Here is a 12,481-nt window from a genome sequence, read left to right on the forward strand (position 1 = left end):
ATCATGATAAATCAAAAACTATTCAAAGACAGCGATCTCCGCAAGACCTGTGCACGGCGTTTTCCTAATCTCATCCTGAACAAGAAACCCTTGCCATTTCCGGGTCTCCATAATTTCAAATTTAATCCACGTCACATCCTTGAGCGGGAAGTTAATTTCCAGACCTTGAATCGCGGAAGTCGGCAGTTTGTGATTCACCTCGATCACCGATCCGTCGCTAAAGCTCAACCGGCCGGACAGCACTTGATCCCACAGATAAGGACGATCAAACAGGGTCACGCAATCAATGCGTTTACTCGTTGCCCACTCGAGTTTAAGCCAAGCTCCTTTATTTTCATTATCGCTCGACCACTCGGCGCCCTTATTTTCCGGATAGCCCGCAATAACCTCATCCACCAAGGCGGTTGCTGAATAGTCTGGATGCGTTGAGCTTACCGTGATCTGGGCTTGCGGCGCGATATTGTTGGCAAAGATGTCAGCTTTAGCGACTTTGGCCGGTTCCGGTACGGGTTCATCTTTTTCAAGGAAGCGTATTTCGTGCAGGCTCAGGCCATAACGCCCGCCCTCTGGTTTCAACCTCAATCGATATCCATTTTTTCCGGAACTGAAATTTGCGGAATAACAAAGCCACGTATTTTTTCCATCCTCGCTCATAAACTTACTGGGAATGTTCAGGAAGTAGGCTTGTTCACCAAAACCTTTCATGTAGGTAATGATTCGCCAAGGGCCCGTAAGCTCATCGGCTTCCAGCAGGTAGGAGCTCATGTCGGCCTCGGTCGGCCAGCCATCCGTCACACACATAATATATTTCTTCAGCCCCGGCACATAGGTGGCCGTGACACAACCCATATTATTGTTCCATTCGAGCAAGGGTTTGATGTCGTCGAACTGCTTTGACCAGATAGGTTTGCCTGCCCCATCATGGCCGGCAAAAAACTCATACGCTTTGATATCATTCATGGTCTCCGGCGAGGGCGTCACGCGCGACAGATACACCTGATCGGCCGAGACCCAACTTAGATTCGCATGCTTGTAATTCTCGGTGTCTTCGGGACAGTGCTCGCTGATCGCATAAGGCTTGCCGGGCGCACTGGTGATACAAGGGCGCGGCAGGGGATCATTTTCTTCCGCACCCATTCCGAGCAAGTACGCTTTCCCGTTCGGCGAATGCTCCATGTTCTTGCCAAAATCCACAAAATGAGGCGCCCCCATTTTTACCGTACCCAGAAATTCCTTCGGTTCAGGGAACAAAGGCTTCGCGGCGGAGAGCGGCGAATCCTCCCATGTCTTGCCATAATCATACGAGATCTGGAATCCCGGCATCGATCCTAAGGTTGGCCAGTTATAGGAAAATTCGTTATGAATCGGGTTGCCCGGAGCGAGGCAATAGGTGCCGAAATACCAAACACCGTTATGCACCAACGAGCCTGCCGGATAGCGCCCCTGGTACGGCGCGGCCATTGCTCGTTTTGGTTTTGAGGTGTTCTTGATGGTCAGCTGAAGCGGGTCGTCCCCCTTCATGATCGCATGGCCAGTCGCGGCATAGTGCTTCTCCGTATCTCTGGAGTTTGAGCGCATTCCATCCGTCAAGCCATCGGTCCAGGGTGAATACAGGTTGCCGTCATCGGCCCACGATGGATAAAACGTGTCGCCACACAGGTAGTCGCCGTGGCGCCCGGAAAAATAAACTCGGTCAAACAGTTTGGACTGCTCAAAGGGGCACCCTTCCGGAATCTCGGATGGCCAAACAAACCCGGCAGGCATGGAACCGGGTACGTCAATCAACCGGAATTCCACCTGATCTGAAGCCATACACATGAATACAGATGCCCATAAAAAAGCGACACTAACATTTTGTTTTGTATTCATTTAAAACCTTCCTTTTCAATATTTCAATCGTGTCCCGGATCATTAATAGCAGACGCGTTGCGCTTGCTACCGGGTTTGGTGCCACGACGAGGCGGATGTATGCCTTTCCCGAGGCGCTTAAATGTCTTTCGGTCGACGCCGTCCGGCGTCAGATCGGCGGGTGTCGTATCCCCCGTGCGCTCCTGCCATTCATCCAGCGCGGCGCGCATCAAACGAAGGGGTTCGCTGTGCTCGGGACTGTCCGCCAGATTGTTTAGTTGATGCGGATCCTTCTCTACGTTAAACAACATTTCCGCCGGACGCGGTGCCAGTAGCACATCGGCCTGCGCAGGTGTTAGGCTACCCTGCGCCTGCCCTTCAAGCAGCGCTTCATACGATGCATACTTATGGTGGACCTGGACCCATCCGGCAAACTCAGGACGCGCATTGCGGATATACATCCATGGCCCCTTGCGCACCATGCGTTCATGCGCCTCCGTATCGTGCCAGTTGTGCTCGGCAAAAACAACATCCCGGACTTCGGATTTCGTATTCTTGATCAAGGGCATGAGGCTGGTGCCCTGCACCGTTTCTGGAACGGCCACCCCGGCCGCCTCCAACACGGTTGGCGCAATATCAATTGAACTAATCAGCGCATCGCAGGCCGAGCCCGGCTTCGCAAGCTGATGCGGCCAATGCACAATGAAAGGCGGTTTGATGCCGCTATCATAGAGCCAAGTCTTACACCGAGGGAATGGACGCCCGTTGTCCGCAAGGAAAAAAATCAGCGTGTTTTCATAAACGCCCTGTTGCTTCAACTCTTCAACCACCAAACCAACATAGCGGTCTAATCGCTGAACCTCATCGTAATAGGCGGCCAGATCCTGGCGCGTTCCTTCTGTGTCCACCATATACGGAGGAATCACGGCATCGGCTGGAACATGGGGCGGGGAAGCGCTACTCGGGTCCCAATCACGATGTGCATCGTGCGATGCAAACCACATCATGAAGGGTTTGTCCTTGGGGCGCTCCTGTATAAATCCAACCCATTTTTCTTCACCGCCCGGTCTACAATCCTCGATGCGATCAAAGGCGCTTCTGGCCGCTCTGCCGAGATGCCATTTTCCGGTAGCAGCCGTATAGTAACCCGCCTTCCTCAGCTCCTTCGGAAACATTACCTGATCGGAAGGCAAGGCCTGATGAAGTTCCGGGGCACCCGTATTGTGCGGATAGCGTCCCGTGATCATGCTACAGCGGGACGGGCTGCACTGACTGGTTGCCAGGTAGGCGTTATTGAAACGAAGACCGTCAGACGCCAACGCATCAACGTTCGGCGTGCGAATGTTCGGATGCCCATAACAGCCAAAGTCATCCGCCGAGATATCGTCACCGATAAATACAATAACGTTGGGGGGGGGCGGATTTTCTGCATGGACAGAGCTTACAACCGTCAGCGCCGCCATGATGGCAACCACGATTTTAGGCGCTGTTTTTGATGCCCTTTTCATGGTCATTTCTCGTTAAGCTGGAATTCCTGAAGGCTTAGTGCATAGGCACAGCCGGGTGGCGTGGTGTTTCTGACATATTCAGGGTCGTTACGTTTTTCATTTCCTGCCATATAATTCGCAGAGGAACACAGCCACATCGTGGCCCCGTCATCGGATATAAACTTTGACGGGATATTCAGGAAGTACGCCTGCGGGCCAAACTTCGGCATATGAGCAACAATGTCCCAAGGTCCGGTAAGTTTGTCCGATTCTAAAATATAACTCGTGTATTCCTTGCGGCTCGTATGACCAATGTGGCCATCCGTGATGCACATGAAATATTTCTTAAGCCCCGGATTATACGTGGCGGTTACAATCCCTGCATGGTTATTCCATGAAAAGACCGGCTTGATCGCCTCATAATCCTTCGTCCAAATTGCCGCGCCTTTGTCATCGTGCCCTGCGAAATATTCATACTTCGAGCGGTCATTCATATTTTCAATACTTGGGGTGACGCGAGCCATATAGACCGCATCACCGGTCACCCATGAATTGTTTGCAACGCGCGGATCCACATCGTCGTTTGCCGCACCATGTCCCACCAGATAGGCTTTGCCATCCGGTGAATGTTCCATGTTTTTCCCGAAATCCACAAAGTGCGGTGCGCCCATCTTAACAAAGGGTCCTTGAGTGCCGGTTTCCAGATCGAGCGACTCGCGTTTCGGTTCATCAAATAAGGGGGCACTTATTGAGCGAGGGGATGGGGTCCATGTTTTACCGTTGTCTTTCGACCAATGGAACCCGGCAAATGGACCCATGACATACCAGCCAAACTTCTTCTTCAATTTCTTGTCGGGCTGATCGATGGCATAGGAACCGTAATACCAAACTCCATTATAATGGAGACTACCACACGGATACCGTCCCTGAAACGGGGCCGCCGATGCTTTCATAATTCCATAGTTGGAAATGTTCAGATTAAGCGGATCATCCCCTTCAATGGTGGCATAACCACTACGCGCTTTTTCACCCGCGCCCGACCAGATAAAATTCATACCGGGCCCAACAGAACCGTCGGTCCACGGAGAATAAAGATTTCCGTCTGCTGCCCACGTCGGATACCACGTGTCCGCCTTGGTGTAATTGGCAAACCTTCCGGTAAATGAAACCCCTGAAAATGAATCCGATCGTTCGGGAGCGCCTTTGGGTAGAGCTCCCTCCGCATCATAAACAATAGTCTCTGAAGGCTCTGTGTTATGACAGGTCCAGATTTCATCTTCTCCATTCGCAATGCTCGCAAACAGAGCAGCCATTAATACTATCCACATTTTAGAATTCATACTGTCCTTGTGTCCTTGTTTTGTTGCGGTCATAAAAAAGATTCCATTGCAATCAGCCATTAATACGTTTTCGCAGGCGGATGGCGAAACTCGTCGGTGCGGCGGGAGGACCAACCTTCTTCCTGTCGGCGTAACATCCACAGAGGCCGCGCGAGTTCAAGTTCCCAGGCAAATTGTTTCCGAAAAAGCTCTTTTACTATTTCCGGATTTTCGGCTGCCAGATCATTTTGTTCGCCAATATCTTCCGATAGATTGAACAGCTCGGCCGGACGATCGGGATAGCGCAGCAGTTTCCAGTCGCCGTCGCGAATCGCCGCACGCGTTTCCATTTTCCAGTGTAGAGTTTGATGGGGTCGAGCGGAATTGCCCCCCGTCAAATAGGGAATCATATTCACCCCATCGAGCCCCTCGATCGCCGCCGGATCCCCGTCGCCGACCGCCACAAAAGTAGGAATCAAATCGAGCGTAATCAGCGGATAATCATAGACCGAACCAGCGGGTAGCTTGCCGGGCCAGGAAATCAATCCTGGCACCCGAATTCCGCCCTCGAGTTGGGTCGCCTTTACCCCACTGAGCGGATAGTTGCTCGATCCATTTTTATTCATAGGCCCTCCGTTGTCGTTAGAGAAAACAATGAGGGTGTTTTCATACAATCCAAGAGCTTTGAGTTTGTCGATGATTTGACCGCATGCTCGATCCATCGAGAGCGTCATTTGTGCGACTTTGCGACGTTTGCCTTCGAGTTGCGGAAATTCGTTGGCATCCTTGGGATCTGGCTGCATCGGTGTGTGAACCGCATTGAAAGAGACAAAGGCAAAGAAGGGCTTATTCCCTTGGGCGCTACGCTCGATGAAGTCACATGTCTCATCCGCCAGCACATCGGTCAAATAGCCCCGATGCTCTTGGAAATGACCGAAATTACGCTCCAGCAATGCCTCAGCCACTACCCGGTCCGGATTTTTATAGGCGAAAAAACTACGCGATCCGCCGCGCATTCCGTAAAATTCGTCAAAACCTCGCTTGAGTGGATGATAGCGGTCAGCGGCGCCCTGATGCCACTTTCCAAAAATCGCGGTGTAGTAACCCAACTCCTGCAGATAATTACCCATCGTTCTCAAATCCGTTGGCAAGCCCATTTCATCAGCAGGAACCTTGCTGTTTTCGCTCATAATGCGACTTACATTAATCTCTTCATACCCGAAGCGCTGCTGATATTTCCCTGACAGCAGTCCGGCTCTTGACGGACCGCAAGTGGCGCCGGAAACATAAAAATTAGAGAGCCGAACACCATCCTTCGCTAACTGATCGAGATGCGGCGTCTTGAAATGATGGCTGCCCTGAAATCCAAAATCGCCATAGCCAGCATCATCCGAAAACAGCAACACAATATTGGGCTTCGACGAACTCACAGCAGACGACTTTTCTGCCGCATCGGTCTGAAGGGTTAGTGAGCAAAGGATTACTGTTAGGATTTTTAAAATCTGTTTCATTATTATTTTTGTGGAATTCATGAGAGGTCTTTTATTTTCGAGCGTCTTCCAGCGCCTTAAACATGGCAACGACATTTTCAATCGGTGTATTGGCCTGCACGTTGTGAATGGCGTCAAAGACAAAACCGCCGCCTGGGGCAAAGATATCGATGCGCTCGCGGACTTCCCGATAGACTTCATCCGGAGTTCCGAATGGCAGCGTTTTTTGCGTATCCACACCGCCGCCCCAGAATATGATCCGCTCGCCGAATTGATCCTTCAGTCGCTGCGGATCCATATCCGTTGCTGAGCACTGTACCGGATTGAGAATATCAAATCCCGAGTCAATGAAATGATCAACCAAGGGATAAACCGCCCCGCAACAATGTTTGAAGGTTTTCCATTGGGTATTTTCATGGATCCAGCCGTTCAGTCGCTTGTAATACGGGGCCCAGAGTTCTTCGTATGTATCGATGGAACAAAACTGCGAAGTCTGCGTTCCGAAATCGGTGCCGCAGGTGAAGACGACATCAATCACATCGCCGGCGACGTCATTCATCAGCTTCATGTTTTCGATGGCGATATTACACTGTTTGTCGAAAACCGTGTGAATGTAATCTTGGCGAATTGCGGTCGAGATATACCATTCCTGAATATCGCGAATTCCCTTCGGCTGTTTCAGGAACGGGGCCGGCACGAGGGCAATATCGCCCAGACCCGTTCCCGGTGTTCCCGCAATGATGCCCCGGGCGCTTCCGCGGAGTCGGTTCGCTTCTTGACGGTACCAGTCCACCGCCGCTTCATCCATGACCTCGAACTCTTCCAGATTGTCCTCCGGATTGAGGTTGTCTTCATCAATTTCCGGTTGGCGTATGATGGAATCGAAAAAATGTCCAGTGGTCGGCATCCGGCCGCTTGGCGGTGCGGCGCGGTCGCCCTGCGGATAGATGAGGGTGTCGCCGCTAGCGTCGTTGGTAACTTGAAAATCAGCCGGCACCAGCATTTCCTGCCCCCATGGAGCGGTCCACGGTTGCCAGTTTTCATTGCGGAATCCAAAGATGTTCCCATGCCCATTAAACGGTTCCGTATCAATGCCAAGCTGGTCCAGCAGATCGTCCTCAAGTTCTCCAAGCATTTGATATGGCTCGCAGACCTTAACCGGGCGCGTTTCAAGGCCATAGTGTTCCCGCAGTAGATGAACGGTGCGCACATGCATCCCGGTTACTGCATTGCTGCCAAAGTCCACACATACCTGATCAGGCTCTTCATGCCTGATGGTTGCCGCCAACCGCTCTTTACCTGTCATTGCCCGTATCTCCGATACCAGATTCCAATAAAAGTAATCATGAAACCATAGAAAAACCAATCTGTACATTGACCGGGGTAGCAGATCCGTACACAATATTCGCATATGGAAAACGCTAAAAAACTCCTTAAACTCAATTATCTTTACGGAGGCGAAGTCGTTTATCAACCGGGTGAATGTTTAAATCCGCGCCGTCTAACCGACTACGAATGCGTCTTTATCATCTCTGGAACGGTGACTTACATCGCCGATGGAAAAAAACTACAAGCCCCGGCTGGGTCCATTATTCTCAGTGTTCCGGGCACCTTAGAACAGTATATTTGGGATACAGTCCAACCCACCCGCCATGCTTTTTTTCACTTTTCCGCGGATCGAATGCCTTCCTACTGGCCGGCCCCAGCCAGCTGGCCGCACATTATCAAGACCCCCGACCCGCTGATTATTAGCCTATTCCGTCATATTCTCGGCCATATCTACGAGCATCGAAATTGGCCGGCTGAGGCCCCCGAATTCCGCGACGGCCTGCTGTTGCAAAACCTGATCGACACCTGCTTGGAATCACATACCAACGAAATTCGAAACTTTTCCCAGACGCGGCCGGAACCGGTACGACAGGCTCTAAAATGGATGCGGCAGCAGATTGATGACAATCCATGCGATACCTTCAGTCTCGCCGATATTTCCCGTGCAGCCAAGTGCTCTCCGAAACACCTCTGCCGCGTCTTCAGATCATCCGTCGGCTATTCGCCAGCCCAGACCGGGACGTTGATGCGTCTGCAACTGGCCATCGCCATGCTGGCGCGCTCGAACCTGAATATTAAAGAGATCGGCCTGCGCTGCGGTTTTGAAAATCCACACTATTTTTCGCGGTGCTTTTCAAAGGTATTCGGACGCTCTCCTTCCGCGGTCCGCGCAGACATCGACGCAGGCCTTCCGCCGCCACCGGGTCCCCTTCCGGTCGATACCACGCCCCGGATTCACTGGTAACCAAACAGTCAGTTCGGAGCCGAAATGCTGGAGTTCGGGGTGTCGGCCCCCTGGTTTTCGAAGTCCCCCTCGCAGCGAACAGCGCTCGGTCAACGCGGGCCCGAATGATTGATATGCTGCGCCTCTGTTGACTGACCGGGGACGATGCCCTCCTGCGGCCGGGTTCCGTTTTCATACATGAGTTTACCTGTCCTTCGATCATTCCGGTCAGGTGTTGCTTTATCCAGCGGAGGCGTTGTATCCCCTGTAGAGGCTTGCCATTCATCCATCAGCGTTCGCATGTTTTCCAGCACCTGAGCATACTCTGGATTCCGGGCCAGGTCCTTTATCTGGTGGGGATCATTGCTTACATCAAAGAGTTCTTCCGCAGGCCGGGGTTCAAGCAACGGATCCATTTGAGCGGGAGTCAATTTTCCCTCTTTCGCTAATGATCTCAATTCCCTCTGGGGACATTGGTCATCCAGACCGCAGATTTGAGGGAGTTGAGGATGGGCGTTGCGGATGTAGACATAATTGCCATGACGAACCATACGCTCATGAGCAATCTGTACATGCCAGTTGTGCTCAGCAAAAACATACTTCCGGATTGATTTTTCGGGGTCATGCAGCAACGGCAGTATACTAATGCCTTGAAAGCTCGGAGGTGTTTTTACATTTGACAAATCGAGGAGCGTCGGGGCGATGTCAATGGCACTGATTAGAGAATGGCACACTTCGCCGCGTTGTTTTAACCCTGCCGGCCAATGGACGATAAAAGGCGTTTTGATTCCGCTGTCGTAAAGGCGCGTTTTACAGCGCGGAAAGGGGCGGCCGTTATCGGCCATGAATATAATGAATGTATTTTCAAGTACACCCTGCTTTTTCAGTTCGTCGACCACCATGCCGGCATACCGGTCAAGGCGCTGGATTTCATCGTAGTATTTTGCCAGATCCGCACGGGTTTCCTGCGTATCAATCAAGTAGGGCGGAATGACTGCATCTTCCGGGGAATGAGGTGCTGCCTCTTCGTCCTCCTGCCAGGATCGATGGGCATCATGAGAGGCAAACCACATAAAGAAGGGTTTATCTTTGGGTCGTTCCTGAAGGCATTGGACCCAGCGCTCTTCCCCTCCGGGACGGCTGTCCACCACCTTGTCGAAAGCCTTCTTTGCATAGTTGCCCAGATGCCATTTTCCTGCTGCGACCGTGTAGTATCCAGCCTGATTGAGGAGTGCGGGAAACATAACCTGCCCTTTAGGCAACGCCATGTGCAGTTCCGGAGCTCCGGTGTTATGCGGGTATCGGCCGGTGATAATACTGCAGCGTGTCGGGCTACACTGGCTTATGGTCAGGTAGGCATTAGAAAAACGCAAGCCGTTGGCGGCGAGCAGATCGATGTTGGGGGTTTTGATCGTTGGGTGGCCGTAGCATCCGAAATCGGCAGCCGAAATATCATCTCCAATAATAAATATGATATTCGGAGGAGCCGGTTCACTCGTTTCGGCATACGCTTGTGATAGGGTGAAAACCGCGGTTCCCATGGCGAATAGGCCCCGAAAAACTTGTTCTTTTATACGGTTACGAATCATAAAATTCTCCTTCTTTCTGAGATCGTCTCTCAAAATGCTACGGGTTGAGTTCTTTTTTTAATGCTGGGTTACGCCTTCTAAAATAATTGCGCCGTGAATGGTGCCCGCCCGCACAGGATCGTGCCATTTCCAGCCTTCTCATCGCTCTATTCGTAATCAAAATCAGCACTAAACCGAATTTGGATTCCAAAACCTCTCCTCAACGACCTTCCAATCTGTTGACATTACTCAGCAATTTTCAGTGACCTTCATTTCCGCACCGGCCAAGGATGTCTTTCGTGTCAGCATGTGCTGATACTAATAAATCTCCGGAGTAATCTCCGGAGCTTTATCAACAGTCTGTACTAAAACTTAGGTTTTATTTCGCTTTGGGGTAAAGCAGCGGAAAGTTTTCGCTGAAGCGATCCTGGAACTGTTCGATTTCCTCGTAGTCGCGCACGTTACGAATCAAGGGTTCCGGCTGCCCCGTGAGTCGTGCATGCACCACGCAGACCCGATCATAGTTATGGAAAATTTTATTGAACGCTTCACCGCGATACCATCCGGCCCACTTACCGTATTCCGCATCCCCCAGAGTAGAGAATAGATCTTCATAGGCTTGGATGCTGGCTTCCACATGCTGAATGGAAGTTGCCTTGTCCTCTTCAGCATATTTCAGAACCGCCTGGCTGTAGTTTTGCTCAGCATACAGGGAATATAAATGGAGTTTGGTTTGGGTCAGCAGATGCCCACGGAAGAAATCCCGGCGGTTTTCCGGAATACGCGAAACCATGGCCTCCACATCCTTCAGCAGACTCTCTACGTAGGGCACACTTTTCGCGCCATAGTTATAATTGACATGTGCCATTTTGACCAATTCTTCAGGGACAGGCTTATCATCGAGGACCAGCCCGGCAAAGACGTCATCCATTTCACGAATACGTAAATGAAGGACACTCTTTCCGTGCTTATACCCCGGATTACTTTGTGTAAACGGAATATAGAAGTATCGATGATAGAGTTCCGCGAGCTCGGGTGCGAGTTCTTCACCATACTGACGCTGGCACCAGTCTAGCATGAATTCCTTTTCGTTCACTTTCGGTGTGTCATCGATATAGGATTCAGCATTCCACCCCATCTTCATAAAGGCATCTGTTGAAAGCGGCACAGGCCTGATATCACTGACATTATTGAGCAGAAAGCTGGTCGCGCCGGCTTTCACAAAGCGGCCAAGCTCAGAATAGATCAGGGCCGGGTTGATTAACTCGGTAAGCTGGTTGGCCCGACGGTTCATCATCGCCGTATGGTAATAGATGCCTTGCCCTGCCTGTACAGTACCTCTATCTCTAATCTTGCCGACCCCGTTATCCGGCCACACCAAGGTGACGCCTTCGGGCAGTTTAATATAGCCATCGTGATAGAGCTTGGCGCCTTCAGACCACATGTTGGCGATAAACTTTGCGTCCGGATGCTTTGCGCGAACCATCTCAACCTGCCGCGCAATGGCGCCATTGATTACCGCTGCCCGTTTTTCATCGGTATCAACTCCCGTTTCCCAATTCCAGAAAGCCCGGTCGTGCATCCCGCGATATCCGACGGTCCAGATCACCTCGTAGTCCTTAAAGGCATCAATACAGGTCTGCCAGTGTTGCTCCATCAACTCCTTGTTTTGGATGTAGGAAAAAACAGCATCCTGACTTGGCCACCGATACGTATTCAGGCCGAGCACCAGAATGTGATGCATGTTAAGTACCAGACCGCGACGAGCTGCCAGCTCATAGCAACGCTCATCCGGGAACGGGAAGGTCGCAGGCACGACCATGTTACCTTTGAGACGCAGGATGGTTTCGTAAACCCGGTCAAACATTTCCAGAGAGAACACGTTTTCCTGAACCGGATCGCGAGCGAAGAGATTGAGTAAATCCTCATCATTGATAAACCAGCCCCGGTAGGTGAATGTCGGGGGGCCGGAGGAGACGTCGAACGCATTCGGAACGCTGATCGAACTACGGCGTTCCGGCTCATGATCCGTCCAGTAATACCAGGGATCAACGCCGAGAACTTTCTCCGCGAAGGTATACATTGCGTAAATGATACCGCGATCATCATTCGCGGTAGCAACGATGCCGTCACGTCCCTTGTCGTCGATATGGCGGCGAACCAAAAAGCTTTCATCGCCCGTCAAAGCGGAACGATCAACGTTGCTGATGACCGAATCAGGAAAGTTGCCGAAATAAATCGCCGGCCCCTTATACTCTTCGGGCAGACTGTTCAGAATGTTTGGGGGGCGACCAAAGACCTTATACCAGTCGTTCTGAATATCATCGAGAGCAGCTTCAATGGATTTGGGCCGGGAGTCGTGAACAACCCAGGGGGTATCGGCTGTCAGTACGAGCGAATTGATCGTTGCGCTCTGTGCAATAGCCGCCGAAGCTCCGACGAACAGCGCCAGTATCATGTGTAAGAAACGTATTCTTTTCATTTCGTTGTCTCCTGA

At 51.5% G+C, this 12,481-nt stretch carries 8 protein-coding genes; 1 reads left to right on the forward strand and 7 read right to left on the reverse strand.

What is annotated here, in order from left to right; all coding sequences use genetic code 11:
• Positions 1-18 precede the first annotated feature (18 nt).
• From SCARR_RS12035 to SCARR_RS12055, 5 genes are all read right to left on the reverse strand, one after another.
• Positions 19-1,869, reverse strand: a complete 1,851-nt coding sequence (locus tag SCARR_RS12035) for a DUF7402 domain-containing protein (protein ID WP_136061818.1) — start codon at positions 1,867-1,869, stop codon at positions 19-21.
• A gap of 23 nt (positions 1,870-1,892) precedes the next feature.
• A complete protein-coding gene (locus SCARR_RS12040; RefSeq protein WP_168433262.1) occupies positions 1,893-3,356 on the reverse strand; it encodes a sulfatase family protein in 1,464 nt (487 codons plus the stop codon).
• A 2-nt stretch (positions 3,357-3,358) separates the two neighbouring features.
• The gene (locus SCARR_RS12045) at positions 3,359-4,648 is read right to left on the reverse strand and encodes a DUF4185 domain-containing protein (protein WP_168433263.1); all 1,290 of its coding nucleotides are present in this window, start codon (positions 4,646-4,648) and stop codon (positions 3,359-3,361) included.
• Positions 4,649-4,734: 86 nt separating this feature from the next.
• Entirely contained in the window at positions 4,735-6,165 is a 1,431-nt protein-coding gene (locus SCARR_RS12050) for a sulfatase-like hydrolase/transferase (RefSeq protein WP_136061821.1), read from the reverse strand.
• A 31-nt stretch (positions 6,166-6,196) separates the two neighbouring features.
• Positions 6,197-7,450: a uroporphyrinogen decarboxylase family protein gene (locus SCARR_RS12055; RefSeq protein ID WP_136061822.1), complete on the reverse strand. Its 1,254-nt coding sequence runs from the start codon at positions 7,448-7,450 to the stop codon at positions 6,197-6,199.
• Positions 7,451-7,555: 105 nt separating this feature from the next.
• On the opposite strand from SCARR_RS12055, the gene SCARR_RS12060 reads away from it, so the two are divergent.
• Positions 7,556-8,437 (forward strand): helix-turn-helix domain-containing protein, encoded by an 882-nt coding sequence (locus tag SCARR_RS12060; RefSeq protein ID WP_136061823.1) that lies wholly within the window; start codon positions 7,556-7,558, stop codon positions 8,435-8,437.
• An 89-nt stretch (positions 8,438-8,526) separates the two neighbouring features.
• On the opposite strand, the gene SCARR_RS12065 is transcribed toward SCARR_RS12060, so the two are convergent.
• Entirely contained in the window at positions 8,527-10,005 is a 1,479-nt protein-coding gene (locus tag SCARR_RS12065; RefSeq protein ID WP_136061824.1) for a sulfatase family protein, read from the reverse strand.
• A gap of 358 nt (positions 10,006-10,363) precedes the next feature.
• The gene (locus SCARR_RS12070) at positions 10,364-12,466 is read right to left on the reverse strand and encodes a glycosyl hydrolase 115 family protein (RefSeq protein ID WP_136061825.1); all 2,103 of its coding nucleotides are present in this window, start codon (positions 12,464-12,466) and stop codon (positions 10,364-10,366) included.
• Positions 12,467-12,481 lie beyond the last annotated feature (15 nt).

The sequence above is a fragment of the Pontiella sulfatireligans genome, assembly GCF_900890705.1.
Classification (GTDB): Bacteria; Verrucomicrobiota; Kiritimatiellia; order Kiritimatiellales; family Pontiellaceae; genus Pontiella; species Pontiella sulfatireligans.